Genomic DNA, 25,762 nt, shown 5'->3' with positions numbered 1-25,762 from the left:
TTCACACCGAAGTAGAAGCCGGTCCAGGTGAACACCGGCACCGGCGTGAACACCGGCGGCGGCGCGGCGCGGCGCGGCAGGTCGGCGGCGGACGCCGCGGCGGTCATGCCGGCGAGAACGGTGGATGCGAGGAGAAGCTTCTTCATGGTGGTGTTCGGTCCTGGGGTTAGCTTGAGCCGGCAGCCTTCTAGGCGCTCTCGGATGGCGGGTCTGTCGCTTTCCTGCAACAAGCCTCCTCAGGCTAGGGACATCCCGTCAACGAAAGATGAAGACTAGCCGGCCCGCCCCACAGCAGAGGGCCGGGTCGCGGCCCCGCACGGGGCGCGGACAGTTGCAAAACCCCGGATGACGAGCTGCGTTGCGCGCCGCGCATATTGTCGGAAGCCGGCGTGTTCCGGGCGAGATCGCCCGAGGTCTCTGCAGGGACGGGCGAGGGCGGACGTTTTATTCCGGCACAACTTTGACGAGAGGCCGCCGCCTCGTAAGCGATCGGTTAACCCTGTTGACCGATGGTCCGGGGCTCGCGGGCTCGCCCGCGAGCCCCGTCGCGCCCCGCACCGAACCCGGTCCCCGGCCGGTGGAGAGAACCGTCCATGCAGAGCCCCGACGATCGGAGCCGGACAACCTTCGGCAAGCGCCGGACCGTCGAGACCGCGCCCGGCGCGCAGGCCGGCTCGCAGGCCGGCTCGCAGGTCGGCTCGACTGCCGCGCGGGTCGCGCGCGCCAAGCCGAGCCGGACCGCGGGCCCCCTGCCCTGGGCGCTGCGCGTGGCGGGCTTGGCCGGGATCGTCGCGGTGATCGGCGCCTACCAGCTCGCGCGGCTGAGCCGGCCCGACGCGGCGCTGCCCGGGACCGCCCTCGCGACGGCGGCGCTGCCGCCGATGGCCGAGCCCGAGACGACCGGCGCGCTCGCGGCGCGATCCGCCCGGTCCACCCGTCTGGACCCCTGCGCCGTGCCCGCGGTCGACCGTCTCCGGCCCTGATCGGGGGCCGCTCCCGGGGCCGATCCCCTGTGCGCGGACGCGCGCTGTCGCGATTGCGAGATTGACAAGTCGCGCCAAGGCCCTAACTGACGGGGACGATGCGCCCCGCGGCCCCGGGAGCGTCCGAGCGCCCCGCGCGAGCCTTTCCCAGCCGTTGCCGCGACGGTGTCCTTCGCGCCGGCCGGGCGCGCAACGGTTCCTGAACGCAAATGCCTTTTTCCGACCTGGGACTGAGCGAGAAAGTCCTGAACGCCGTCGAAGCGGCGGGTTACACAGAGCCGACGCCGATCCAGGCCGAGGCGATCCCCCACGTGCTGGCACGTCGCGACGTCCTCGGGATCGCCCAGACCGGAACCGGCAAGACCGCGGCCTTCACGCTGCCGATGCTGACGCTGCTGGAGAACGGCCGCGCCCGCGCCCGGATGCCGCGCACGCTGATCCTGGAGCCGACCCGCGAGCTGGCCGCCCAGGTGGTCGAGAATTTCGACCGCTACGGGACCAACCACAAGCTCAACGTGGCGCTGATCATCGGCGGCGTCTCCTTCGCCGACCAGGACGCCAAGCTGATGCGCGGCACCGACGTGCTGATCGCCACGCCCGGCCGCCTGCTCGACCATTTCGAGCGCGGCAAGCTGCTGCTCACCGGCGTCGAGCTCCTGGTCATCGACGAGGCCGACCGCATGCTCGACATGGGGTTCATCCCCGATATCGAGCGCATCGTGAAGATGGTGCCGTTCACCCGGCAGACCCTGTTCTTCTCGGCCACCATGCCGCCGGAGATCGAGCGGCTCGCCGACATGTTCCTGCACAACCCGCAGCGGGTCGAGGTGGCCCGGCCGGCCTCCACGGCGACCACGATCACGCAGCGCCTCGTCGCCACCGGTGCCGAGGGCCATGCCAAGCGCGAGCGCCTGCGCGGCCTGATCCGCGGCGAGGAGGATCTGAAGAACGGGATCATCTTCTGCAACCGCAAGCGCGACGTCGCGCTGCTGCAGAAGTCCCTGGTCAGCCACGGTTTCGACGCCGCGGCGCTCCACGGCGACATGGACCAGCGCGCCCGCACGACGGCCCTCGACGGCTTCCGCAACGGCGAGACCGCCCTGCTGGTCGCCAGCGACGTGGCGGCGCGCGGCCTCGACATCCCCGCGGTCAGCCACGTCTTCAACTTCGACGTGCCGCATCACCCGGAGGATTACGTCCACCGGATCGGCCGCACCGGTCGCGCCGGCCGGAGCGGCACGGCCTACACGCTGGTCGCCCCCGACGACGCGCGCTCGCTCGGCGCCATCGAGGCGCTGATCGGGCAGCCGATCCCCTGGCTGGACGGCGACCTGACGAGCGTGGCCGACGCGTCCGGCGACACCGGCACGCGCCACCGCGGCCGGTCGAGCGACGGGCGGCGGGGCGGGCGCTCCGCGAAGAGCGGTGGCAGGAGCGGCGACAAGGGCAGCGACAAGGGCGGCGACAAGAGTGCCGACAAGGGCGTCGTCGAGAAGAGCGCCCGGAGCGCCGGCGAGGCCGGGGAGGTCCGCGAGCGCCCGACCCGGTCGCGCGGCGGCCGCGGCGCGGCGCGCGCGGAGAGCCGCCCGGACGACCGTCCCGAGAGCCGCTCTGAGACCCGCCCCGAGAGCCGTCCGGAGCCGCGCGCGCCGGGCCGCGCGTCGGGCCGCGGCGAGGCCGCGCGCGAGGAGCGCGGGCGCCGGATCGACGCCGACGGGGACACGCCCGTCGGCCTCGGCTCCCACGTTCCGGCATTCCTGCTTCGACCAGTCTTGGCGAAGAAGGATAAGTAACAGACGTCTGTTCGGGCTTAACTGTCCGGCTACCAGGCGGCCGTATATCAAGTCTGGGTGACGGCGCATGCGCGCCGGTCGCCCCGGACCGCGGGATACGGATGAGCCAGGAGACCTATTCGGATCGCGATCGCAGCTTCGCGCTGGCGAAGCGCAGCCACGATCTGATTCGCGACTACGGCCCCTCCGCGACGCCGCGCGCCTACGCCGTCTGGTACGCCTACGTCTCGGGGGAGCTGCCGCTCCTCGCCGACGCCGTGAAGCGCCTCACCACCCAGAATGGCTGCCTCACCGAGGGCGACATCGACGACCTGCACGAGACCTATCTCGACGGGCGCCGCCTCGCGAGCACCACCGACGACGTCAGCCGCGTCGTCCTCAGCGAGATCGCGGCCGTCACCGAGATCCTGGACCTCTCCCTGGGCTCGACGGCGCAGTACAGCGAGTCCCTGCGCGGGGTCGCGCAGGATCTCTCCCAGGGCGTCCCGAGCCGGGCGCGGTTCGGCGAGATCGTCGCGACCCTGGCCGCGACGACCCGGGAGGTCGCCGCCAACAACCGGATCCTCGAAGCCCGCATGCGCGAGACCCGCAGCGAGATCGAGACCCTGCGCGAGAAGCTCGACGCGACCCGGCGCGAGAGCCTGACCGACGCCCTGACGGGGCTGGCGAACCGCAAGCATTTCGAGGAGACGCTGAAGGCGTCCATGGAGACGGCCCGGGCGCGCACGACGCCCATGAGCCTGATCATCCTCGACATCGACTTCTTCAAGCGCTTCAACGACCTGTACGGTCATCTCACGGGCGACCAGGTCCTGCGGCTCGTGGCGATCGTGATGCGCGAGAACGCCGGCAAGCAGGCGCAGCTCGCCCGGTTCGGCGGCGAGGAGTTCGGGATCATCCTGCCCGGCGTCGACCGGGCGGTGGCCAAGCAGGTGGCCGAGACGGTGCGCACCAGCGTCATGGGGCGCGAGCTCGTCAAGCGCTCGACCGGCGAGTCGCTCGGCAAGATCACGATCTCCCTGGGTGTCGCGGTGCTGCGCCCGGGCGACACGCCGGCCTCGCTGATGGAGCGGGCCGACCTGTGCATGTTCGCCGCGAAGCGCGCGGGCCGGAACCGCTTCCTGGACGACGCCGCCGAGTCGCTGTCGCAGGTGGCCTGAGGGCGCGGCGCGCCGCCGGCTCGCTGCGCGCCGGGGCGCTCCCGCTCAGACCTGCGCGGGCAGGCGGTCCGCCGAGACCGGCGTGATCGCCACGGATTCCCCGCAGCCGCAGGCCGAGGTCTGGTTCGGATTGTTGAACACGAACTGCGACGCCAGCTTGTTGGTGGTGAAGTCCATCTCGGTGCCGAGCAGGAACAGCACCGCCTTCGGATCGACGAACACGCGCACGCCGCGATCCTCGACCACGTCCTCGCCGGGCTTGGCCGCCTCGGCATATTCCATCGTGTAGGACATCCCGGCGCAGCCGCCGTTCCGGACGCCGACGCGCAGCCCGGCGATCGGCCGGTCGGCCTCCGCCATGATCGCCTTGATCCGATCGGCGGCGCGATCGGTCAGCGAGAGAACCTTGAAACCAGCGGACATCGTCACCCTCCCGCCCATCCGGGTTCAAGGCCCGGGGACGCGCATTCCGACGCGCACAAGATAAGCATTGGCTCGGGGCCGGTCCACCGCGGCGGGGTCACACCGGCCCGGCAATCGGCGCCTGAGGCCGCCTCAGGCCGCCTCGCCGGTCAGCCGCGCGAAGGCCGCGAGATCGACGTTGCCGCCGCTGATCACCACGCCGACGCGCTTGTCCGTCACGTCCACGAGGCCGCTCAGCACCGCCGCCGCCGCGAGGCAGCCGGTCGGCTCGACCACGAGCTTCATCCGGCTGGCGAAGAACCGCATGGTCTCGACGAGCTGCGCGTCGGTGACGGTGAGGATGTCGGACACCTGCGCGCGGATGATCGCGAAGGTCAGGTCGCCCAGCGCCGTCGACTGCGCCCCGTCGGCGATGGTCCGGGGCACCGGGATCGTGACGATCCGGCCCTCGCGGAACGAGCGCTGCCCGTCATTGCCCGCCTCCGGCTCGACGCCGATCACCCGGCAACCCGGCGACAGCGCGGCGGCGGCGAGCGCGCAGCCCGCGAGCTGGCCGCCGCCGCCGAGGCAGGCCACCAGCACGTCGAGTGGCCCGACCGTCTCGATCAGCTCCTGCGCCAGCGTCCCCTGCCCGGCGATGACGTCGGGATGGTTGAAGGGCGGGATCAGCGTCAGGCCGCGGGCCTCGGCGATCTCGCGGCCGAGCGCCTCGCGATCCTGGGTGTAGCGGTCGTACAGGACCACCTCGGCGCCGTAGCCGCGGGTGGCGGCGATCTTCGCCGCGGGGGCGTCGCCCGGCATGACGATGGTGGCGGGCGCCCCGAGCAGCCGGCTCGCGAGGGCGATCGCCTGGGCATGGTTGCCCGAGGAGTAGGTGATCACTCCGCGTGTGCGGGCCGCCTCCGGCAGGGCGCTGATCGCGTTGTAGGCACCGCGGAACTTGAAGGCGCCGGCCCGCTGCAGGTTCTCCGCCTTGAAGAACAGGCGGCCGCCGGTCATCGCGTCCGCCGTGCGCGAGGTCAGGACCGGGGTGCGGTGCGCGGCCCCGGCGATCCGCTCCGCGGCGCGGGCCACGTCGGCGAAGGTGGGGAGGCCGCCGGCGGTCCCGCCGGGTTCGCCCTGTTGGGTGTCGTGCGTCGTCGCCTGCATCGTCGCCTGCATCCCATCCGCCCGGGCCGCGCCCGAAGAAGCGGGGGCGCGGCAGCCTCTCATACGGGCGTTTCGGCCCGCATGCATCCGGCCGATCCACATGCGCAAGCGGAGCCATTCGCCGACTCGCCGCTTATACCCAGCGACAACTTGGCAGGAACGCTGGGGGGCGGCATCGCCATGGCCATCGAGACCACGTGCGGACCCGTACCGCGGCCACGCCACGGAGGCACGCCGTGAGCGCCCTGGACCGCGCGTCGGGCGACGCGGCGACCGAGGTCACCTTCCGGGGGCGCGGGCTGGCGCTGCGCACCGGCTCGCGGCTGATCCTGCTCGTCTGCCCGCTCTGCTCCCAGCGCAACGCGCAGCGCGGCGCGGAGCGCGGGATCTGCCAGTGGTGCGCCTACGTGCCGTCCCCGGACCAAGCCGAGCCCGTGGAGCGCGGGCATAGCTGAGGTTCGGGATCGCCTCTGACGCCTCGAAGCGGCCTCAGATCCATGATCTGGGATTGTGTTTCGACTAAGTACTATCTTCGGTTGCATAATCGGGCGCGCCTCGCCAGACTCCCGACGGGGGCCTGATTTGGAGCGCGCATGCAACCGTCCGAATGCTGCATCTTTCGGATGACCATCGCCTCCGTGATCGGCAGCTGCATCACGCTCCTGCTCGTCCGGGGGCTCGATCCGTTCGTCGCCCTGCTGCTGATCCCGATCGGCGGCAGCGCAGCGACGGTTCTGGTGATCCTGCTGTTCCAGGCCGTGAGCCTGACGCTCGCGGCGCGGTCCCGCCCGCACTGACCGCTCGGCGGCGCGCGGGTCCACGTCCGACCCGCGCGCCCCGTCGGCCGCCGATCAGGTGTGGATCACCTTGCCGTAGGCGTCGAGCACGCTCTCGTGCATCATCTCGCTGAGCGTCGGGTGCGGAAACACCGTGTGCATCAGCTCCTCCTCGGTGCTCTCGAGGTTCATCGCCACGACGTAGCCCTGGATCAGCTCGGTCACCTCGGCGCCGACCATGTGGGCGCCGAGCAGCTGGCCGGTCTTGGCGTCGAACACGGTCTTGATCAGCCCGTCCGGCTCGCCCAGCGCGATCGCCTTGCCGTTGCCCGCGAAGGGGAACCGGCCGACCTTCACCGAGAATCCCTGCTCCTTGGCCTTGGCCTCGGTCAGCCCGACGCTGGCGATCTGCGGCTGGCAGTAGGTGCAGCCCGGGATCTTGGCCTTGTCCATCGGGTGGGTGTGCAGGCCCTTGATGGTCTCGATGCAGATGACGCCCTCGTGCTCGGCCTTGTGGGCGAGCATCGGCGGGCCGGCGACGTCGCCGATCGCGTAGAGGCCGGGCACGTTGGTGCGGCCGAGCCCGTCGGTCACCACGATCCCGCGGTCGATCTTCACGCCGAGCTTCTCGAGGCCGATATTCTCGATGTTGCCGACGACGCCCACCGCCGAGATGAGCTTCTCGGCCGTGATCTGCTGGCTCTTGCCGTCGCCGCCCTCGACGGTGGCGGTGACGGAGTTCGCGCCCTTCTCGACCTTCGTGACCTTGGCGCCGGTGAGGATCTTGATCCCCTGCTTCTCGAAGCGCTTGCGCGCGAGGCCTGCGATCTCGGCATCCTCCACGGGCAGGATCTGCGGCAGCAGCTCCACCACGGTCACCTCGGCGCCCATGGTGCGGTAGAACGAGGCGAACTCGATGCCGATGGCGCCCGAGCCCATCACCAGCAGGCTCTTGGGCATCGTCTCGGGGACCATGGCCTCGTAGTAGGTCCAGATCAGCTTCTTGTCGGGCTCGATCCCGGGGATGGCGCGGGGGCGCGCGCCGGTCGCCACGATGATGTGCTTGGCCTGGTAGGTGCCGGCGCCCTTGGCGCCCTTCGGCGGCTCGGCGCGCTTGGTCTCCTTCACGGTGACCTGGCCGGGCTGGTTGCCCTGCGCGACGCTGTCGACCGCGGCCTCACCCCAGATCACGTCGACCTTGTTCTTCTTGAGCAGCATGCCGACGCCGCCGTTGAGCCGGCCCGAGACGCCGCGGGAGCGCTTCACGATCGCCGCGGTGTCAAACCCGACCTTCTCCGCGGTCAGCCCGTAATCGCCGGCGTGCTGGAAATAATGAAAAATCTCGGCCGAGCGGAGCAGGGCCTTGGTGGGGATGCAGCCCCAGTTCAGGCAGATGCCGCCCAGGTGCTCGCGATCGACCACGGCGGTCTTGAAGCCGAGCTGCGCCGCGCGGATCGCCGTGACGTAGCCGCCGGGCCCGGCGCCGATGATGAGGACGTCGTAGGTGTCGGACATCGTGTCTCAGCTCTCCGCTGTGGGGCGCGCGACCGCACCGTCGTTGAGGAGGCGATCAAGGCGAGGTCTCCAGCGCGCTCAGCCGCTGCTCCATGGCCTTGATCGTCTTCTTGATCGACTGAAGATCCGCCTTCGCCTGCGTGCCGAGGCCGGTCTCGTAGGCGACGTAAATCTCCAGTTCTTCCAGCTTCTCGGTATGACCCGTCAGGGTTGTCTTGATCGCTGCGACATCGCGCTTCACCTCGGCGATGTCGCTCTGCATCCGCTGTAGGACTGGCAGGACCAGATCGGTAACTTCCGACACGCGACTCTCCTTTGATCGCTCAGGCGATCATAGCAGAGTCGCTCCTCACACCAGCATGCCCATCGGGTTCTCGATCAGCCCCTTGAAGGCCGAGACCAGCTCCGCGCCGAGCGCCCCGTCGAGCACCCGGTGGTCGCACGACAGGGTGCAGGTCATCACCTGGACCACGGCCGGCGCCCCGTCCTTCACGACGACGCGCTTCTCGCCCGCGCCCACCGCCAGGATGCTCGATTGCGGCGGGTTGATCACCGCGGTGAAGTGCTTGATGCCGAACATGCCGAGATTCGACACCGAGGTGACGCCGCCCTGGTACTCCTCGGGCTTCAGCTTCTTGGCGCGGGCGCGGGCCGCGAAGTCCTTCATCTCGTTGGAGATGGTCGAGAGCGTCTTCTCGTCCGCCCGGCGGATCACCGGGGTGAACAGCCCGCCGTCGATCGCCACCGCGACGCCGACCTCGGCGTGCTTGAAGCGCAGGATCCGGTCCTCGGCCCAGACCGCGTTGGCGGCGGGCACGCGGGTCAGGGCGAGGCCCATCGCCTTGATGACGAAGTCGTTCACCGAGAGCTTGAAGGCGGGCTTGCCGTCCTTGTCCTTGCCGGCGGAGTCGTTCAGCGTCTCGCGCAGCTTCATCAGCGCGTCGAGCTCGCAATCCACCGTCAGGTAGAAGTGCGGGGCGACCTGCATCGCCTCGGTGAGGCGCTTGGCGATGGTCTTGCGCATGCCGTCGAGGGGGACGTCCTCGTAGGCGTCCTTGGCGAAGAAGCCCTTGACCTGATCGGTCGTGAGCCCGGCCGGCGCCCCGCCCGCGGGGGCGGTCTTCGGGGTCGGGGCTGCCGCCTTCGGCGCCTCGGCGGCGGGCTGCGCGGCGGCGGGCGCCTGGGTGGCGCCGGAAGCCTTCGCGGCCTGCACGTCGCGGGCGATGATGCGGCCGTGCGGCCCGCTGCCCCGGACGGCGCCGAGATCCACGCCCTCCTGCTTGGCGATCCGCCGGGCGAGCGGCGAGGCGAAGACCCGGCCGCCCGAGCCGGCCTGCGCGCCGGCCTGCGGGGCGCCGCCGGGCTGCGCGCCCTCGGGCGCCGCGTTCACCCGCTCGTACGCCATGTGGCCGCCGCCGGGCGTCGTGTTCTGCCCGGCCGCCGAGGCGTCGGCCTTCGGCTCGGGCTTGGATTCCGCCTTGGCCTCGCCGTTCGAGGCGGCCTTCGGCGCGCCGCCGGCCTGCACGCTCGACGGGTCCTCGCCCTCGCCGGCGATGATGGCGATCAGGTCGTTGACCGGAACGTCCGCGGTGCCCTCGGGCACGAGGATCTTGGCGAGGACGCCCTCGTCGATGGCCTCCACCTCCATGGTGGCCTTGTCGGTCTCGATCTCGGCCAGCACGTCGCCGGACTTGATCGGGTCGCCCTCCTTCTTCAGCCACTTGGCAAGGTTGCCCTTCTCCATGGTCGGGGAGAGCGCGGGCATCAGCACGTTGATCGGCATGGCATCAGGTCTCGGGCAAGGCCGGGGCGGCCGGATCGTCGAAGGGGAAGAGGTCGTCGAAGGGGAACGGGACGGCGTCGAAGGGCGGCAGGGCCACGGTCTCGCCGCGCTGGATCGTGGCGAGGAGCACCCAGCGCCCGTCCGCGGGGGCGAAGCCTTCCAGCACGCCGGCCGCCGGGTCCAGCAGCCAGAGGTGGTCGACGCCGGACCCGGCGTAGATCCGGCGCTTCGGCCCGCGATCGAGGCGAATCGTCGACGGCGAGAGGATCTCGCAGACCCAATCCGGAGGCGTCTCGATGAAGGCATCCTCGGGTTCGGTCGGCATCCGCTCGCGGCGCCAGCCCGCAAGATCGGGCACGACCATCTGGGATCCGAGGTGAAGCTCAGGCTCGGTGATGGAGACCCATCCGCCGGGACCACCACGGCCGCGTGCGAACGGCCGATCCAGCTCTCCCGACGGGCGGGCCGCGGCGATGCCGTGCCGGGGTCGCGGATACGTCTCCAACACCCCGTCGATGATCTCGGCGACGCGATGCTCCGGGACTGCCTCCAGATCCGCGTAGGTCGCCTGCCGGACAGCCGCCTCAGCCATGGTCGGCCGCCATCGTCAGTTGAGGCCGCCGGGGTCGAGCCCCTCGGCCTCCCAGCCCGCGCGGATGCGCTCCAGCGCCTCCTCCTCCGACATGTCGGTCTCCAGCGCGTAGGCGCGGGCCGCCTGCCGGGCGAGGTCGATCAGCAGCCGGCCCCAGGTCGCCGGGTCGTCGAAGGAGCGGCGGAGCGCGACGCTCACCGCGCCGTCCACCACGGCCGCGCGCAGAACCTCGATACCGCCCTGCTCCAGGGCGTCGGGCGGGATGGCGAGTTCGGCGAAGTCGCTGCTGGGATCCTGGCTCATGGCGCGCCGGCTGTTCCTCGGTCCTGGCCGGGGCGGGCGACGGCGTCGCCCACGCGCCGGTCACTTGTAGCAGACGCTCTTGGCGGCCTCGACGACCTCCGCCACCGTCGGCAGGGCCAGCTTCTCGAGGTTGGCCGCGTAGGGCATCGGCACGTCCTTGCCGGTGATCCGCAGGACCGGGGCGTCGAGGTAATCGAAGGCGTCGACCATCAGGCGGGCCACGATCTCGGCGCCGACGCCGGATTGCGGGAAGCCCTCCTCCACGGTGATGCAGCGGCCGGTCTTCTTGACCGACGCGACCACCGTCTCGGTGTCCATCGGCCGGATGGTGCGCAGGTCGATCACCTCGGCCTCGATGCCCTGCTCGGCGAGGGCCTGCGCGGCCTTGAGGGCGTAGGTCATGCCGATCGCGAAGGACACGATGGTCACGTCGCTGCCGGTGCGGTGGATCTTCGCCTTGCCGATCGGCAGCACGAAGTCGTCGAGCTGCGGCACCGGGAAGGACTGCCCGTACAGGATCTCGTTCTCGAGGAAGATGATCGGGTTCGGGTCGCGGATCGCGGCCTTCAGCAGGCCCTTGGCGTCAGACGCCGTGTAGGGCGCGATCACCTTGAGGCCCGGCACGTTGGAGTACCACGCGGCGTAGTCGTGGCTGTGCTGGGCGGCGACGCGGGCGGCGGCGCCGTTCGGGCCGCGGAACACGATCGGGCAGCCGAGCTGACCGCCGGACATGTACAGCGTCTTGGCCGCCGAGTTGATGATGTGGTCGATCGCCTGCATGGCGAAGTTGAAGGTCATGAACTCGACGATCGGCTTCAGGCCGGCCAGCGCCGCGCCGACGCCGATGCCCGCGAAGCCGTGCTCGGTGATCGGGGTGTCGACCACCCGCTTCGGCCCGAATTCCTGCAGCAGGTTCTGGGTGACCTTGTAGGCGCCCTGGTACTCGGCGACCTCCTCGCCCATGACGAAGACGTCGCCGTCGCGGCGCATCTCCTCGGCCATGGCGTCGCGCAGGGCCTCGCGGACGGTCTGCGTGACCATCGGCGTGTCGGCCGGGAACTCCTCCATCACCGGCTCCTGGGCCTTGTTGGTGATGACGGCGGGCGCGGCCGGCGCCTTCGGGGCGTCGTCGCCGGTCTTGGCCGCGGGAGCCGGTCTGTCGGCCATGCCCTCGGCCTGCATGTCGGGGGCGGGGGCGGGTTGCCCGCCCGCGCCGTTGGGCTTGGCGCCGCCGCCGGACTGGACGCTCGCCGGGTCCTCGCCCTCGCCGGCGATGACGGCGATCGGCGTGTTCACCGCGACGCCCTCGGTGCCCTCGGCGATCAGGATCTTGGCGAGGACGCCCTCGTCGATGGCCTCCACCTCCATGGTGGCCTTGTCGGTCTCGATCTCGGCCAGCACGTCGCCGGACTTGATCGGGTCGCCCTCCTTCTTCAGCCACTTGGCGAGCTTGCCCTCCTCCATGGTGGGCGAGAGGGCGGGCATCAGGATGTCGGTCGCCATGCTCAGCTCTGCGGTCGTTTATTCGTTGGGGGGGCGGCCAGCGGTGTCGTCCGCGCTCAGGCGTGCGCGTCCAGGAGGATGTCGGTCCACAGCTCGGACGGATCCGGCTCGGGGTCGTTCGTGGCGAACTCGGCCGAGGCGTTGACGACCTCGCGGACCTTGGCGTCGGTGGCCTTCAGCTCGGCCTCGGGCACGGCGTGCAGCTCGAGCAGGCGCTTGCGCACCATCTCGATCGGGTCGTGCTCGTCGCGCATCTTCGAGACCTCGTCCTTGGTCCGGTACTTGGCCGGATCGGACATGGAGTGGCCGCGGTAGCGGTAGGTCTGCATCTCCAGGATGTAAGGGCCCTGGCCCGTGCGGGCGTGCTCGATCGCCCGGGTCGCCGCCTCGCGGACGGTGCGCACGTCCATGCCGTCGACCTGCTCGCCGGGAATGCCGAAGGAGAGGCCGCGCTTCGAGAAGTCGGTCTGCGCCGAGGCCCGGGCCACCGAGGTACCCATGGCGTAGCGGTTGTTCTCGATCACGTAGACGACCGGCAGCTTCCAGAGGGCCGCCATGTTGAAGCTCTCGTAGACCTGCCCCTGGTTGGCGGCGCCGTCGCCCATGTAGGTCAGGCTGACCTTGCCGTTCTCCCGGTAATGGTCGGCGAAGGCGAGGCCGGTGCCCAGCGAGACTTGCGCGCCGACGATGCCGTGGCCGCCGAAGAACTGCTTCTCGCGGCTGAACATGTGCATCGAGCCGCCCTTGCCGCGGCTGTAGCCGCCGCGGCGGCCGGTCAGCTCGGCCATGACGCCCTTCGGATCCATGCCGCAGGCCAGCATGTGGCCGTGGTCGCGGTAGCCGGTGATGACCTGGTCGCCCTCGACCGAGGCCATCTGCATGCCGATCACCACGGCCTCCTGGCCGATATAGAGGTGGCAGAAGCCGCCGATCAGGCCCATGCCGTAGAGCTGGCCGGCCTTCTCCTCGAAGCGCCGGATCAGCAGCATCTCGTGATAGGCGTGGAGATCCTCGTCCCGCGTGAACTGCGGCATGTTCGGCGCGGGGCGGTGCGCCTCGGCGGCCTGAGGGCTCGCGGCCTGCACCGGCGCGGACGACGCGTCCGTTGCGGGCTCTTTGGCAGGCTCCTTGGCGGCGTCCATCGGCGCTCTCCCCGTGATTCCACGCGACTGCGTGGGGGTGTAGGACAGCGACGATTGGAAAGCGAGGGCTGCCGCTCTGACAGGAAGCCGCTCTTGTCAGAGCACTTTCAGGACTGCGGAAAACCCTCCCCGGGACTTCCGCGGGATGCTCGCGCGACGGTCAGGGCGTGATGATGACCACGTCGTTGGCGTGCACCCGGCCCAGGACGATCCGGGCGCGCTCCTCCAGGAGGTCGCGGTCGATCTGGTCGCTCTTGAGCAGGTTCACCCGATGCTCCCAGACGGCGCGCTCGGCCTTCACGGCGGCGAGTTCCTGGCTGAGGCCGTAGGCGCGGATCTTCAAGGCTTTCTTGGCCTCGAGGCCGCGGTTGCCACTCTCGGCCTGCCACACGAAATAGCCGACAACAAGCGCCGACAGGGTCCAGAGACCCAGCGGCAACACGACCATTCTGACTCGGCGGCGCACGACCATGGCGCGACCCTCGCGCGGAAAGGTTAACGGTTCTTTTCGATCGCGCCGCGGTCGGGACAGGGCCGGGTCGGGGCCGGACCGCGGCCGGCACGGACAGGGGCGAGCCTGAGGCATGGACCTGACGCATCTGGGGCGCTGGATCGCCGCGCACGCCACGGCGACCGACGACCACGACACCCTGCTCGCGGGCTTCTGCGAGTCGCTGGTCGAGGCCGGCCTCCCCGTCTGGCGGGTCAGCGTCATGGCGCCGGCCCTGGACCCGACGCTGCGCGGCGTCAGCCTGAACTGGCACGCGGGCGAGGGCATGTCCTTCGTCGCCAACGCCCACGGCGCCGACGAGGAGAGCGACTGGCTCCTGAGCCCGGTCTACGCCCTGGTGGAGAAGGGCGAGACCTTCGGCCGCTGGCGCCTCGACGCGCCCGGACTGGCGGTGGACTTCCCGGTCCTGAACGCCCTCGGGGCGCAGGGCGGCGTCGACTACGTGCTGCACATCGCCGAGTTCGCCCCCGGCACCGCGCTGCGGGGCATCGCGGTCTCATTCTGCACCCGCGCCGCCGCCGGCTTCACCGGGGCGGACCTCGCCGCGATCGCCGAGGTCCTGCCGTTCCTGACGCTGGCGATGGCCAAGATGGGCCTCGCCCACACGTTCCGGGAAGTGTCGGCCACCTATCTCGGCCGGTCCACCGCCGAGCGCATCCTCGACGGCCAGATCCGGCGCGGCGAGGGGCGGGCCGTGCCGGCGGCGATCCTGCTGACCGACCTCCGGGGCTTCACGGCCCTGGCCGACCGGGTGGATCCCGCCGACATGGTCACGTGGCTCAACGAGCACTTCGACGCCCTCGGCGACCCGGTGGCGCGGCACGGCGGCGAGATCCTGAAATTCCTCGGCGACGGCTTCCTGGCGATCTTCCCGGTCCCGGACGCCGACACCCTGCCCTGCCCGGTCTGCGGCGGCGCCCTCGACGCCGCGACCGAGGGGCTCGCCGCCAACGCGGCGCTCAACGCCTGCCGCCGCGCCGCGGGGCTGCCCGAGCTCCCGGCCGAGTGCGTCGTCCATTTCGGGACGGTCATCTACGGCAATGTCGGCACGGAGCGGCGCCTCGACTTCACGATCATCGGGCGGGCGGTCAACGAGGCCAGCCGGATCGAGAGCCAGTGCGCGGCCCTCGGCCACGAGCTCCTCGTGTCGGACTCCTTCGCCGAACGGTGCGCCCGGCCGCTGGAGCCGGTCGGGACGATCGAGCTCCGGGGCCTGTCGCGGCCGATGCGGGTCTGGACCGTGCCGGGCGAGCCGTCCGGTGCGGCGACGGCCTGAGGAGGCGGAGATCCTCCGTCCGAGTCGAGCGGACGAGCGGGCGGATCGGCGCCGCCCTCAGAACAGCGCGCAGCTCCGCTGCAGCACCAAGCCGACCGCGCCCTGCGCGAAGCGGGTCCGGTACGCCTCCTGCACGGCGCGCAGGGAAGCGACCGCCTCGGGCGTCGGTTCGGTGACGATCAGGACGATGCGGGCGGCCTCGTGGACGATCCGTCCGTCCGGTCCGCGCCACTGGCCCCGGCCGGCGAAGACCGTGAGCCCGTCCGGGAAGCGCGGGGTGATCCGCTCGGCCAGGAACCGGTCGAAGGCCCGGCCCGAGACGCGCCCGCCGTCCGGCCGCGAGAGGCCGAACAGCAGCTGCGCGCTGAGCGTCGGGCGGGCCCCGTCGCAGAGCGGGTCCGCGCGGGCGGGGCCGGCCGCTCCGGCACCGAGCAGGCCGGCCAGCAGGATCCGCCGGATCAGCGGCGGGCGAGCTGCTTGAGCGCCGACGGGCCGGCGTAGAGCGCCTGCGGGCCCAGGCCCTCCTCGATGCGGATCAGCTGGTTGTACTTAGCCAGTCTGTCCGAGCGCGCCAGCGAGCCGGTCTTGATCTGCCCGCAATTGGTCGCGACCGCGAGGTCCGCGATGGTCGAATCCTCGGTCTCGCCCGAGCGGTGCGACATCACCGCGGTGTAGCCGGCGCGCTGGGCCATATCGACCGCCGCCAGGGTCTCGGTGAGCGAGCCGATCTGGTTGACCTTGATCAGGATCGAGTTGGCCGTGCCCTCGGCGATGCCGCGGGACAGGCGCTCGACGTTGGTGACGAACAGGTCGTCGCCGACGAGCTGGCAGCGGTCGCCGATCTTGTCGGTCAGGAGCTTCCAGCCGGCCCAGTCGTCCTCCGACATGCCGTCCTCGATCGACACGATCGGGTAGGTGGCGACGAGCTGCGCGAGGTAGTCGACCTGCGCCTCGATGGTGCGGGTCTTCCCCTCGCCCTCGTACGCGTAGGCACTGTCCTTGAAGAACTCGGTGGCGGCGCAGTCGAGGGCGAGCGCCATGTCCTGGCCGGGCTTGAAGCCGGCGGCGCTGATCGCGTCCATCACGAAATCGAGGGCGGCCTCGGCGGACGGCAGGTTCGGGGCGAAACCACCCTCGTCGCCGACGTTGGTGTTGTGGCCGGCCTTCTTCAGCTTGCCCTTGAGGGTGTGGAACACCTCGGAGCCCATGCGCACGGCCTCGGCGAGCGAATCGGCGCCCACCGGCATGATCATGAATTCCTGGAAGTCGATCGGGTTGTCGGCGTGCGCGCCGCCGTTGATGATGTTCATCATCGGCACGGGCAGCACCCGGCCCTGCACGCCGCCGACGTAGCGGTAGAGCGGCAGGCCCGAGGCCTCGGCCGCGGCCTTGGCCACCGCCAGCGACACGCCGAGGATCGCGTTCGCGCCGAGGCGCGCCTTGTTGGGCGTGCCGTCGAGCTCGATCATCGCCTCGTCGACCGCGACCTGGTCCTCGGCCTCCATGCCGCCGATCGCGTCGAGGATCTCGGTCTGGGCCGCCTCGACCGCCTTCAGGACGCCCTTGCCGAGGAAGCGGTTCTTGTCGCCGTCGCGCAGCTCCACCGCCTCGTGGGCGCCGGTGGAGGCACCCGACGGCACCGCCGCGCGGCCGAAGGAGCCGTCTTCCAGGATGACGTCGACCTCGACCGTGGGGTTGCCTCGGCTGTCGAGGATCTCGCGGGCGCTGATATTGGTGATCGCGGTCATGGAACGTCCTCTCGCGGGGGCCGCGGGTCGGCGACCGCGCCCCGATCGGGGGGTGCGGCGCATCGCGGCGGCTTATCCGTCAAGCCGCGGCCGGCGGCAAGCGCCGGGACGGGCGGCGCACAGCCGGGTTCACCCGGGAAAGCGTCGCGGATCAGGCGGATGCGCGCGGGGCCGGCAGGCTCTATATGGCCGGCCATGACCTCCACCGACGATCTCCAGCTCGGCCAGCCGACGCCCTTCCCCGCCTCGCCCGAGGAGGCGCGGCTCGACCGGGTCCCGAACCCGCACGCGGACACCGACTACGTCGCCCGGTTCACCGCGCCCGAATTCACCTCGATCTGCCCGGTCACCGGGCAGCCGGACTTCGCGATCCTCGTGATCGACTACGTGCCCGGCGACTGGCTCGTGGAGTCGAAGTCGCTGAAGCTCTACCTCGGGTCGTTCCGCAACCACGGCGCGTTCCACGAGGATTGCACGGTGGCGATCGGCAAGCGGCTCCGCGACCTCTTGGAGCCGCGCTACCTGCGCATCGGCGGCTTCTGGTATCCCCGCGGCGGCATCCCGATCGACGTGTTCTGGCAGACGGGCGAGCTGCCGAAGAACGCGTGGCTGCCGGACCCGGGCGTCCCGCCCTACCGCGGACGCTGACCGGACAGACGAAAAGGGCGACCGGCTCGCGCCGGTCGCCCCCGATCCTCGTCGGATCTCCGATCTCAGTAGCCGTAGCCGTAGTAGCCGTAGCCCGGGGCCGCGTAGCCGTAGCCGCCGTAGACCGGGGCGTAGCCGTAGCCGTAGGACGGGGCGTAGCCGTAGCCGCCGCCGTAGTAGCTGTCGCGGGCCGCGCCGGCGGCGATCGCACCGGCGGCGAGGCCGGCGATGCCGAGGCCGATGGCGGCGCCGGTGCCGATGCCGCGACGGCCGCGGTAGTAGCCGTGGCCGTAGCCGCCGTAGCCGCCGTGGTAGCCGTAGGGACGCGCCTCGGCGCTGGTCGTGACGGCGACGCTGCCGAGAGCCATGGCGGCAGCGGTGGCGATGATACCGATCTTGCGCATAGTGTTCCTTCTCGATCCTCGATCGAACATGCCCAATAACGTGGCCGCACCCGGACAGTTCCAGATTTCATGACGTGCTTGCGTGCGGATCCGCACGCGGGCAGGATCATGAACCGCCGTTCATCGTTCCCGCCTCTCCGTCGACTCTGGTCAAGCTTGGGCGCCTCTGCGGGAACTGCCTCCGAACTCTTGCGCGGCGCCGTTCAGGGCGGGCGTGACGACTGCGCCGCGCGAGACTTCTGTCCTGAGGCCGCGACGGCCGCCCGGCGCGCGCGGAGGAAATCCCTCCTCTCCCGGCCCGGCCGTGCTACGGATCCTCGCGGAGGACCGACGATGGATGCCCTGACCCTGATCCGCGAGAGCCTCGCGCCGCTGGCCGGCAAGCGGATCGTCGATATCGGGTGCGGCCCCGGGGCGCTGGCGCGGCGGCTGGTCGACGCCGGCGCGCGCGTCACCGGGATCGACCCCGGCGCGGCGGCGCTCGCCCGGGCGCGGGACGCCGTGCCGGAGGCGCGCTTCGAGGCCGCGACCGGCGAGGCCCTGCCCTTCCCCGACGCCAGCTTCGACGGCGCCGTGATGCTGAACGCCCTCCACCACGTCCCGGACCCGGCTGCGGCCCTCGCCGAGGCGGCCCGCGTGCTGGTCCCGGACGGACGGCTGGTCGTGGTCGAGCCCCTGGCGGAGGGCAGCTTCTTCGAGGCGCTGCGGCCGATCGAGGACGAGACCGCGGTCCGCGCCGCCGCCCAGGACGCCATCGCGGCCGCCCTCGCTCGCGGCGCCTACACGTGCCGCCGCGACGCGACGATCGAGCGGCGCGAGCGCTTCGACTCCCTCGACGCGTTCCTCGCCCGCGTCAGCGCCGTGGACCCGGCCCGCGAGGCGACCATCCGGGACCGGCGGCCCGTCGTCGCGGAGGCCTTCCTCGGCGCCGCGGCGCGCGAGGCCGACGGGACGTTCGGCCTCGTCCAGCCCCTGCGGATCCACGTCCTGGAGCCGGCGGCCGCAGGACGTGGATCCGCCTGATCCGGTCAGGCGGTCCGGCGCTTGGCGAGGCGGTCGAAGGCGAGGAGCTCCTCGAGCAAGGCCGGCATGTCCCTCAGCGCCACCATGTTGGGGCCGTCGGAGGGCGCGCGGTCCGGGTCGGGATGGGTCTCGATGAACACCCCCGCCACGCCCACCGCCACGGCGGCGCGGGCGAGGACGGCGACGAACTCGCGCTGGCCGCCGGAGCTCGCCCCCTGCCCGCCGGGCTGCTGCACCGAGTGGGTGGCGTCGAACACCACCGGCGCGCCCTGCGTGACCTGCGCCATGATCGGCAGGCTGCGCATGTCCGAGACCAGAGTGTTGTAGCCGAAGGAGGCGCCGCGCTCGGTGACGATGACGTTGGGGTTGCCCGCCTCCGTCACCTTGGCGGCGACGTGCTTCATGTCCCAGGGCGCCAGGAACTGGCCCTTCTTGATGTTGACCGCCCGGCCGGTCGCGGCGGCGGCCAGCAGCAGATCGGTCTGGCGGCACAGGAAGGCGGGGATCTGGAGCACGTCCACCGCCTCGGCGGCGCGGGCGCACTGCTCGGCGGCGTGCACGTCGGTCAGCACCGGCAGCCCGAGGGTCTCGCGGATCTCGGCGAAGACCGGGAGCGCCCCGTCGAGGCCGATGCCCCGGGCGGCGCTGCCCGAGGTGCGGTTGGCCTTGTCGAAGGAGGTCTTGAACACGAGGCCGACGCCTAGGCCCGCGGCCATCTCCTTGAGGGCGGCGGCGATCTCCAGGGCGTGCTGGCGCCCTTCGAGCTGGCACGGGCCGGCGATCAGCGTCAGCGGCAGGTGGTTGGCGAAGCGCGCGTCGCCGACTTGGACGACGGGGCCGGGTGTCTCGATCTTCGACATGCCGGCCCGTCTAGCCCGCGCGGCGGATCCGCGAAAGCCCGGGCCGGGGCGCGACCCGGCAGACCGTGCGGTCGTCCCGGAGGGCGTCGGTGCGCGGGCCGGTCTCGCACAGCATCAGGATCCGGCCGGCGCCGCCCCGGCGCGGGGCATCCGCCAGCAGGCTGGCCTGGTGAAGGTTGAGCGCCAGCACCTCGACCGCGGCGGCGTCCGCCCCGGCGAGCGCCTGTGCGGCGCGGCCGATCAGGACGAAGTAGGCCGGCGCCGGCTCGCGGTCGCGGGAGGCCACGGTGATCCGGGCCGGGGCGCGGCAGTCGAGGCTCAGCCGCTCGGCATCCTGCGCCCGGAACACCGCGACGGGCCCGGCCCGGCCGGCCAGGGAGGCGCCGGTGGTGCGGATCACCCGCGCGGCCAGGGCGTCGCAGGCATCCGCCGCCCGGGCCGGGGCGGGCCCGAGGAGGAGCGCGCCGGCGAGGGCGGTCAGGGTGGTGAGGCGCAGCATCGGGACATCCGCGGCGAGAGACGGTCGCCCCCGGGAGATAGCGCGCGCCGCGGCGGGCGCGAAGCCGCGGCGCTCCGCGGGGCGTGGACAGGGGCGCCCGGATGACCGATCTGAGCGGGCGGCGCGGCGCCGCACGCCGCTCGCAGACCAGGCTCCGACGCGGCCATGCTCCGAAACCTCCTCGCCTCCGTCCTGCTGGCCCCGCTGGCCCTGCTGCCGGCGGGACCCGCTTCCGCCGAGCCGCTGCCGCAGCCGACCTACGGGCCGGAACTCGAGGGCTTCGCCTACCCGTTCCCGGTGGAGCGGTTCCTGTTCACGTCGCAGCGCCAGCCGCTGCAGATGGCCTATCTCGATGTCCGCCCGGCGACGCCGAACGGCCGGACCGCGGTGCTGCTGCACGGCAAGAACTTCTGCGCCGCCACTTGGGAGAGCCAGATCCGGGCGCTCAGCGCGGCCGGGTACCGGGTGATCGCGCCGGACCAGATCGGCTTCTGCAAGTCGAGCAAGCCGGCGGCCTACCAGTTCACCTTCCGGCAGCTCGCCGAGAACACCCACGCGCTCCTGGCCAAGCTCGGGATCGAGCGCCCGATCCTGGTCGGCCACTCCACGGGCGGCATGCTGGCCGCCCACTACGCCCTGCTCTACCCGAAGGCGGTGGAGCAGCTCGTGCTGGTCAACCCGATCGGCCTGGAGGACTGGGCCGCCAAGGGCGTGCCGCCGACCTCGGTCGAGCAATGGTACCAGCGCGAGCTGAAGGTGACGGCGGCCTCGATCCGGGCCTACGAGACGGCGACCTACTACGCCGGCGCCTGGGAGCCCCGCTACGAGCCCTGGGTCACGATGCTGGCGGGCCTCAACGGCGGCCCCGGCAAGGAGGCGGTCGCCTGGGACTCGGCGCTGCTCTACGACATGATCCTCACCGAGCCGGTGGTCTACCGGTTCCCGCAGATCGCGGTGCCGACGCTGCTCCTGATCGGCCAGAAGGACAACACGGCGATCGGCAAGGACCTCGCGCCGCCGGAGGTGCGGGCGAGCCTCGGCAACTATCCCGAACTCGGCAAGGCGGCCGCCAGGGCCATCCCGGGCGCGCGGCTCGTGGAGTTCCCGGATCTCGGCCACGCGCCGCAGATGTCCGACCCGGACGGGTTCAACGCGGCGCTGATCGCGGGCATCGCGGCGCGGTAGGCGCCGCGCGACGTCGCCCGTCGTCCCGGGGCGCTCGCGGCGCCCCGGGACGACGGCGGGCCGGTCCTAGAAGTACGACTTCAGCACGCCCCGGCGGCGGACGTCGAGGGTCGCGCAGTGGAACGAGCCGCCGAACGGGCCGTAGCTGAGGAACGGCGCCGGGATCGGGTCGAAGCCCCAGTCCTTGAGCGCCTTGATCAGCGTCGGCTGGCTCTGGTCGACGACGATCTTCTTCTCGGTGATCGCCAGGACGTTGATCGAGGTCCAGGGCGAGCACATCGAGATCTTGCTCATGAAGCCCTCGACCGGGTCGGGGCGCGGGGCGATCAGCACGTCCCACTTCTTGAGCACGGCCGGCAGCTTCTCGACGTCGACGTAGTCCGGGTTCACCAGCACCTTGCCGGGCGCCAGCGGCATGAACGACGAATCGATGTGCATCGGCTGCGGGCAGCGGCTCTCGATCTCGTGGATGCGGAAGCCCGGGCCGAGGTGGCGGCGCAGCCACTCGATGCCCATCAGGTTGGTCACGTTGGAGCGGGTGACGAACAGGTCGCGGCCGCAGCGGACGAAGTCGGCGGCGTCGAAGACCGGCTCGAACTCGTTGACCGTGAACTGCATGGGCTCGCCGGCCTTCAGGTTCGGCACCCGGTAATCGTAGTTGTAGAGGTCGTCGGTCAGCTGCGGGCGCGGCGCGGAGGTCCAGCGGGCGCCGGCGCGGAAGTACTCCTTGAACAGCGACCGGTAGGCGTCGCCCTCGAAGTAGCGCGAGCGCCAGCACATCGGGCTCTCGATGATCTCGTCGCCGATGACGAGGTACGGGTCGCGCGGGCAGGCGACGCAGAAGCCGCGGGAGGACCAGCGCGGCGCCTTGAACTTCTTGGAGAAGTCCACCGCGTCGGGGCGGCGGACCTTCACGCCCTCGCCGGCCAGGATGGTGATGAAGTTGTCGAGCTCGGCCTGGGCGAGCTTCTTCATGAACTTCGGATACTTCCAGCCGCTCGCCAGCCGGTAGAACGGCTGCGCGGCGCGCGGCAGGTTGAAGATCACCGTCAGGTGGTGGGTCGGGATCGTGGCGCCGTCGAGCGAGCCGACGATCACCTCCTCCAGCGGATCCCACTCGTTCCAGGCCATCACCGGCGACTGCGGAGCCGGCACGCCGGGTCCGGTCCCGCCCGGAAAGCCGCCCGCATGCGTGTCGTCGGTCACGGCCTCCAGGGCCGTGATCGGTGATTCGCGCTCCATGACGTGTGCCCCTTCTGCGACGTGCCGCGGCCTTCTGCGCGGGCTTCTCGGCCCGGCCGCCGCTTTGGCCCCCGGTGTGTCAAACGGGTGATAGACACCGCTAATCCGTGCTGCAACGTGACAGAAACGTTCCCGGCCCGGCGGACCTATTTCTGCCGCGACCGTGACCGATTTCCCGCATCAAGCCTTACGCGAGCTTGAAAGACGACAATGAAGCGCCTGACGACCTTGGCCTCGATCGCCGGTCTGTGCACGGTCGTCGGCCTGTTCATGTCCTCCGGCCTGGAGGACGTGTCGGCCGCCGTCGTGAGCGCCGGCTGGGGCGCCGCCCTCGTGGTGCTGGCGCGCCTCGTGGCCGTCGCCTGGGCGGGACTCGGCTGGTACGTCGTGTTCCCCGCCGGCGCGACCAAGCTCGCCGACTGCGTCTCGCTCCGCTTCGTCCGCGAGGGCATCAACACGCTGCTGCCGGTCGCCACCGTCGGCGGTGACTTCGTCGGCGCCCGCCTGCTGTCGAAGCGCAACGTCCCGGGCGCGCTCGCGGGCGCCAGCATGTTCGTCGACCTGATGACCCAGGCGCTGACGCAGCTCCTGTTCACGGTGGCCGGACTCGCCCTGCTGGTCCTGATCTCCGGCGACGGGCCGATCGCCCACACGGTCGAGGGCGGGCTGGCCCTGGCGGTCCCGGCCCTCGGCGCGTTCTACCTGATCCAGCGCCGGGCCGGTCACCGCCTGATCCAGGCCCTGCTCAGCCGCTTCGCCTCCGGGCGCGAGTGGCGCGCCTTCGGCGCCATCGACCAGCTCTACGACAGCCTGCGCCGGCTCTACGGCAACCACGGGCGCTTCGCGGCGGCTCTCGCGGTCCACCTCGCCGGCTGGGTGATCGGCACGCTCGAGGTCTATGTCTGCCTGCGGTTCATGGGCTACCCGATCGACTTCGCGCAGGCGCTCATGATCGAGAGCCTCGCCCAGGCCGTGCGCGGCGCGGCCTTCGCGGTGCCCGGCGCCCTGGGCGCGCAGGAGGGCGGCCTGATCGCCCTGTGCGGCCTGTTCGATATCCCGGCCGAGGCGGCGCTCGCCCTCTCGCTGGTCAAGCGCTTCGCCGATCTCGGCGTCGGGCTCCCGAGCCTCCTGCTCTGGCACCGGATCGAGTCCAGGCTCCGGTCCGAGGCGCCCGAGGAAGAGGCGCGCGAGCCGGAGCCGGAGGCCGGGCGCAAGGCCAAGAGGGTCGCGCAGCCCGCCACCCTCGGCCCGTTCTACAGCTACGCCCCGCCGCGCATGGGGGCGCGGCTCGGCGACGGCGAGGAGTTGAAGAAGTGCGCCTGACCCGCCGGCTCGCGGCCGCCCTCGTCGCCGCACCCCTGGCCCTGACCCTGCTCGTCCCGGCCCCGTCACGGGCCGCGGACGATCCGGCCGTTCAGACCGTGCGCGACCTCTACGCCGCCTTCTCGGCCGCGCTGAAGGACGGGCCCGGCCCCCTGCCGGCCCGGGTCGAGGCCGTCGGCCCCGCGCTCGACAAGGCGTTCGACTTCCCCGCCATGACCCGCATCGCGGTGGGCTCGAAATGGTCGAGCTTCACCCCCGAGCAGCAGGCGGCGGTGATCGACGCGTTCAAGCGCAGCCTGACCGTGACCTACGCCAACCGGCTGGCCCGCGCCGCCGGCGGCAAGTTCGACGTGACCCCGAAGGTCGAGGAGCGGGGCGCCCAGCGCGTGGTGCCGACCCGCGTCACCGCCGCGGACGGCGACGATTCGGCCGTGGACTTCGTCGTCAACGCCGACAACCGCATCCAGGACGTCCTGCTCAACGGCGACGTCAGCGAGATCGCCGCGCAGCGGAACGCCCTGTCGGCGCCGCTGAAGTCCGGGGGCGCCGACGGCGTCGTGAAGTTCCTCCGGGCGCGGACCGACGGCATGCTCGCGGCCAAGCCGACCCCCTGAGGATCGCCGGCGCCAGCGCCGACCTGAACCGGCCGCTCGCGGCCATCGCCGCCTCGGCGGCCGGACGACCGCACGGACCCGACCGGATGGATGTCTCCTCCCTGGCGCTGCACGGCCTCTCGTGGCTCTCGCTGCTCTGCCTGATCCTGGCGGCGGCGGGCTGCGTCTACGGGCTGGCCGCCGCCATCTGCGCGGGCCGCTACGCGGGCCGACGCCCGCCGGCGCTCCCCGGGGGAGCCCCGCGGCCCTCCGTGACCGTGCTGAAGCCGCTCTGCGGCCTCGAGCCCAACCTCTACGCGAATCTCGAGACCGTTCTGCGCCAGGACTACGCCGGGCCGGTCCAGGTCGTGTTCGGCGTCCAGAAGCCCACCGATCCCGCGATCGGCGTGGTCGAGCGCCTGCAGCAGGCCTATCCGGAGGCCCGCATCGACCTCGTGATCGACGGCCGGCAGCACGGATCGAACCGCAAGGTCTCGAACCTGATCAACATGGCCGAGGCCATCGCCCACGACGTGGTGGTGCTGGCCGACAGCGACATGGTGGTCGGCCCCGACTACCTGGAGCGCCTCGTCGCGGAGCTGTCGCAGGACGGCGTCACCGGCGTGACCTGCCTGTACCACGGCGTCCCGGCCTTCCGGGGCCTGTACGATCAGCTCTCGACGCTCGCGATCGACACCCACTTCCTGCCCAACGTGGTGATGGGCCTGAGCCTCGGGCTGGCGAAGCCCTGCTTCGGCTCCACCGTGGCCTTCACCCGGGCGAGCCTGGAGGCGGTCGGCGGCTTCCGAACCTTCCGCAACGATCTGGCGGACGACTACGCCATCGGCGCGGCCCTGCGCGGACTCGGCGGCCGCGTGGTGATCCCGAGCTTCACGATCGGCCACACCAGCGTCGACACCGATCTCTCCGGGCTGTGGCGGCACGAGCTGCGCTGGAACCGGACGATCCGCACCGTCGACCCGGCCGGCTACGCCGGCTCGATCGTCACCCACGCCTTTCCCCTCGCCCTGCTGGGCGCGCTCCTGCCCGGCGCCGGGACCGGCGCGCTCTGGGTCGCCGCCGCGGCGCTGGCGAGCCGCGTGCTGCTCTGCCGGCAGCTGGAGCGGGCCTTCGGCCTCGCCCCGCACCCCTACGGACTGTTGCCGATCCGCGACATCCTCTCCTTCCTGAACTTCTCCTGGGCCTTCGTGTCGGGGGCGGTGACATGGAAAGGTCACGATTATCACGTGGTTGCGGATGGCACCCTGATCCCGGACGCCGAACTCGGCCGCGATGCCGGCGCGCCGCTCCGCTGAACCCGGCTCCCT

At 71.6% G+C, this 25,762-nt stretch carries 28 protein-coding genes; 12 read left to right on the top strand and 16 right to left on the bottom strand.

The features are described from left to right. The first annotated feature begins 593 nt into the window (after positions 1-593). From ME121_RS22610 to ME121_RS22600, 3 genes are all read left to right on the top strand, one after another. Complete coding sequence (locus tag ME121_RS22610) at positions 594-983, top strand: hypothetical protein (RefSeq protein WP_059409615.1); 390 nt, start codon at positions 594-596, stop codon at positions 981-983. A 209-nt stretch (positions 984-1,192) separates the two neighbouring features. Beyond that, positions 1,193-2,776 (top strand): DEAD/DEAH box helicase, encoded by a 1,584-nt coding sequence (locus tag ME121_RS22605; RefSeq protein WP_059409614.1) that lies wholly within the window; start codon positions 1,193-1,195, stop codon positions 2,774-2,776. 101 nt (positions 2,777-2,877) lie between these two features. Next, positions 2,878-3,936, top strand: coding sequence for a GGDEF domain-containing protein (locus tag ME121_RS22600; RefSeq protein WP_012318000.1), 1,059 nt, complete (start codon positions 2,878-2,880; stop codon positions 3,934-3,936). 45 nt (positions 3,937-3,981) lie between these two features. Here the strand turns inward: ME121_RS22600 and ME121_RS22595 are convergent, their stop codons facing one another. Both ME121_RS22595 and ME121_RS22590 read right to left on the bottom strand, forming a co-directional pair. Beyond that, positions 3,982-4,359 (bottom strand): HesB/IscA family protein, encoded by a 378-nt coding sequence (locus tag ME121_RS22595; RefSeq protein ID WP_024830854.1) that lies wholly within the window; start codon positions 4,357-4,359, stop codon positions 3,982-3,984. Positions 4,360-4,491: 132 nt separating this feature from the next. After that, positions 4,492-5,508, bottom strand: coding sequence for a threo-3-hydroxy-L-aspartate ammonia-lyase (locus tag ME121_RS22590; RefSeq protein WP_012317998.1), 1,017 nt, complete (start codon positions 5,506-5,508; stop codon positions 4,492-4,494). A gap of 236 nt (positions 5,509-5,744) precedes the next feature. Here ME121_RS22590 and ME121_RS22585 point away from each other — a divergent pair, with 236 nt between their 5' ends. Both ME121_RS22585 and ME121_RS22580 read left to right on the top strand, forming a co-directional pair. Next, positions 5,745-5,963, top strand: coding sequence for a hypothetical protein (locus ME121_RS22585; protein ID WP_024830855.1), 219 nt, complete (start codon positions 5,745-5,747; stop codon positions 5,961-5,963). A 138-nt stretch (positions 5,964-6,101) separates the two neighbouring features. After that, positions 6,102-6,305, top strand: coding sequence for a hypothetical protein (locus ME121_RS22580; RefSeq protein WP_043073254.1), 204 nt, complete (start codon positions 6,102-6,104; stop codon positions 6,303-6,305). A gap of 54 nt (positions 6,306-6,359) precedes the next feature. On the opposite strand, the gene lpdA is transcribed toward ME121_RS22580, so the two are convergent. The 8 genes from lpdA to ME121_RS22540 all read right to left on the bottom strand — a co-directional run bounded on the left by lpdA (position 6,360) and on the right by ME121_RS22540 (position 13,594). Continuing rightward, positions 6,360-7,799, bottom strand: a complete 1,440-nt coding sequence (gene lpdA, locus ME121_RS22575; protein ID WP_012317996.1) for a dihydrolipoyl dehydrogenase — start codon at positions 7,797-7,799, stop codon at positions 6,360-6,362. Between the two features lie 55 nt (positions 7,800-7,854). Further along, a complete protein-coding gene (locus ME121_RS22570; RefSeq protein ID WP_012317995.1) occupies positions 7,855-8,103 on the bottom strand; it encodes a hypothetical protein in 249 nt (82 codons plus the stop codon). Between the two features lie 45 nt (positions 8,104-8,148). Next, a complete protein-coding gene (locus ME121_RS22565; RefSeq protein WP_059409613.1) occupies positions 8,149-9,582 on the bottom strand; it encodes a pyruvate dehydrogenase complex dihydrolipoamide acetyltransferase in 1,434 nt (477 codons plus the stop codon). A 4-nt stretch (positions 9,583-9,586) separates the two neighbouring features. Beyond that, positions 9,587-10,174, bottom strand: coding sequence for a Uma2 family endonuclease (locus ME121_RS22560; protein ID WP_059409612.1), 588 nt, complete (start codon positions 10,172-10,174; stop codon positions 9,587-9,589). Positions 10,175-10,189: 15 nt separating this feature from the next. Next, positions 10,190-10,477 carry a DUF5076 domain-containing protein gene (locus ME121_RS22555; protein WP_012317992.1) on the bottom strand — a complete coding sequence of 96 codons (288 nt, stop codon included), beginning with the start codon at positions 10,475-10,477 and terminating at the stop codon, positions 10,190-10,192. A gap of 60 nt (positions 10,478-10,537) precedes the next feature. Then, positions 10,538-11,980: a pyruvate dehydrogenase complex E1 component subunit beta gene (locus ME121_RS22550; protein ID WP_012317991.1), complete on the bottom strand. Its 1,443-nt coding sequence runs from the start codon at positions 11,978-11,980 to the stop codon at positions 10,538-10,540. 56 nt (positions 11,981-12,036) lie between these two features. Continuing rightward, the gene (gene pdhA, locus ME121_RS22545; RefSeq protein WP_234742070.1) at positions 12,037-13,014 is read right to left on the bottom strand and encodes a pyruvate dehydrogenase (acetyl-transferring) E1 component subunit alpha; all 978 of its coding nucleotides are present in this window, start codon (positions 13,012-13,014) and stop codon (positions 12,037-12,039) included. Positions 13,015-13,282: 268 nt separating this feature from the next. Continuing rightward, positions 13,283-13,594, bottom strand: coding sequence for an FtsB family cell division protein (locus ME121_RS22540; protein ID WP_012317989.1), 312 nt, complete (start codon positions 13,592-13,594; stop codon positions 13,283-13,285). A 112-nt stretch (positions 13,595-13,706) separates the two neighbouring features. On the opposite strand from ME121_RS22540, the gene ME121_RS22535 reads away from it, so the two are divergent. Next, positions 13,707-14,909, top strand: a complete 1,203-nt coding sequence (locus ME121_RS22535; RefSeq protein WP_059409611.1) for an adenylate/guanylate cyclase domain-containing protein — start codon at positions 13,707-13,709, stop codon at positions 14,907-14,909. Positions 14,910-14,966: 57 nt separating this feature from the next. Here ME121_RS22535 and ME121_RS34060 read toward each other — a convergent pair whose 3' ends face one another. Both ME121_RS34060 and eno read right to left on the bottom strand, forming a co-directional pair. Beyond that, positions 14,967-15,263, bottom strand: coding sequence for a DUF3574 domain-containing protein (locus tag ME121_RS34060; RefSeq protein ID WP_281068168.1), 297 nt, complete (start codon positions 15,261-15,263; stop codon positions 14,967-14,969). A gap of 104 nt (positions 15,264-15,367) precedes the next feature. Next, positions 15,368-16,657, bottom strand: coding sequence for a phosphopyruvate hydratase (eno, locus tag ME121_RS22525; RefSeq protein ID WP_059409609.1), 1,290 nt, complete (start codon positions 16,655-16,657; stop codon positions 15,368-15,370). Positions 16,658-16,852: 195 nt separating this feature from the next. On the opposite strand from eno, the gene queF reads away from it, so the two are divergent. Then, the gene (gene queF, locus ME121_RS22520) at positions 16,853-17,305 is read left to right on the top strand and encodes a preQ(1) synthase (RefSeq protein WP_043073251.1); all 453 of its coding nucleotides are present in this window, start codon (positions 16,853-16,855) and stop codon (positions 17,303-17,305) included. 65 nt (positions 17,306-17,370) lie between these two features. Here queF and ME121_RS22515 read toward each other — a convergent pair whose 3' ends face one another. Continuing rightward, positions 17,371-17,709: a hypothetical protein gene (locus ME121_RS22515; RefSeq protein WP_012317985.1), complete on the bottom strand. Its 339-nt coding sequence runs from the start codon at positions 17,707-17,709 to the stop codon at positions 17,371-17,373. Positions 17,710-18,042: 333 nt separating this feature from the next. On the opposite strand from ME121_RS22515, the gene ME121_RS22510 reads away from it, so the two are divergent. Beyond that, positions 18,043-18,732, top strand: coding sequence for a class I SAM-dependent methyltransferase (locus ME121_RS22510; protein ID WP_059409608.1), 690 nt, complete (start codon positions 18,043-18,045; stop codon positions 18,730-18,732). A 5-nt stretch (positions 18,733-18,737) separates the two neighbouring features. On the opposite strand, the gene kdsA is transcribed toward ME121_RS22510, so the two are convergent. Together kdsA and ME121_RS22500 are read right to left on the bottom strand one after the other, a co-directional pair. Continuing rightward, positions 18,738-19,592 carry a 3-deoxy-8-phosphooctulonate synthase gene (gene kdsA / locus ME121_RS22505; RefSeq protein ID WP_024830864.1) on the bottom strand — a complete coding sequence of 285 codons (855 nt, stop codon included), beginning with the start codon at positions 19,590-19,592 and terminating at the stop codon, positions 18,738-18,740. 10 nt (positions 19,593-19,602) lie between these two features. Continuing rightward, positions 19,603-20,091, bottom strand: coding sequence for a hypothetical protein (locus ME121_RS22500; RefSeq protein ID WP_059409607.1), 489 nt, complete (start codon positions 20,089-20,091; stop codon positions 19,603-19,605). A gap of 165 nt (positions 20,092-20,256) precedes the next feature. Here ME121_RS22500 and ME121_RS22495 point away from each other — a divergent pair, with 165 nt between their 5' ends. Beyond that, positions 20,257-21,276, top strand: a complete 1,020-nt coding sequence (locus ME121_RS22495) for an alpha/beta fold hydrolase (protein WP_012317981.1) — start codon at positions 20,257-20,259, stop codon at positions 21,274-21,276. Positions 21,277-21,342: 66 nt separating this feature from the next. On the opposite strand, the gene ME121_RS22490 is transcribed toward ME121_RS22495, so the two are convergent. Beyond that, on the bottom strand, positions 21,343-22,518 hold the full coding sequence (locus ME121_RS22490; protein WP_012317980.1) for an amidinotransferase: 1,176 nt from the start codon (positions 22,516-22,518) through the stop codon (positions 21,343-21,345). Between the two features lie 210 nt (positions 22,519-22,728). Between ME121_RS22490 and ME121_RS22485 the strand changes: the two genes are divergently transcribed. The 3 genes from ME121_RS22485 (at position 22,729) to hpnI (ending at position 25,750) form a co-directional block, all read left to right on the top strand. After that, positions 22,729-23,841 (top strand): flippase-like domain-containing protein, encoded by a 1,113-nt coding sequence (locus ME121_RS22485; RefSeq protein ID WP_029359945.1) that lies wholly within the window; start codon positions 22,729-22,731, stop codon positions 23,839-23,841. Beyond that, a complete protein-coding gene (locus ME121_RS22480) occupies positions 23,832-24,455 on the top strand; it encodes an MlaC/ttg2D family ABC transporter substrate-binding protein (protein WP_012317978.1) in 624 nt (207 codons plus the stop codon). Before ME121_RS22485 ends, ME121_RS22480 begins: the two co-directional genes overlap by 10 nt. Positions 24,456-24,541: 86 nt before the next feature. Beyond that, positions 24,542-25,750, top strand: a complete 1,209-nt coding sequence (gene hpnI, locus ME121_RS22475; RefSeq protein ID WP_024830865.1) for a bacteriohopanetetrol glucosamine biosynthesis glycosyltransferase HpnI — start codon at positions 24,542-24,544, stop codon at positions 25,748-25,750. Positions 25,751-25,762: the final 12 nt, after the last annotated feature.

The organism is Methylobacterium sp. ME121 (genome assembly GCF_000974725.1).
In the GTDB taxonomy this organism is placed as follows: domain Bacteria; phylum Pseudomonadota; class Alphaproteobacteria; order Rhizobiales; family Beijerinckiaceae; genus Methylobacterium; species Methylobacterium radiotolerans.
Note: the sequence above shows the minus strand (reverse complement) of the source record. Positions and strands in the feature narration are given on the sequence as shown.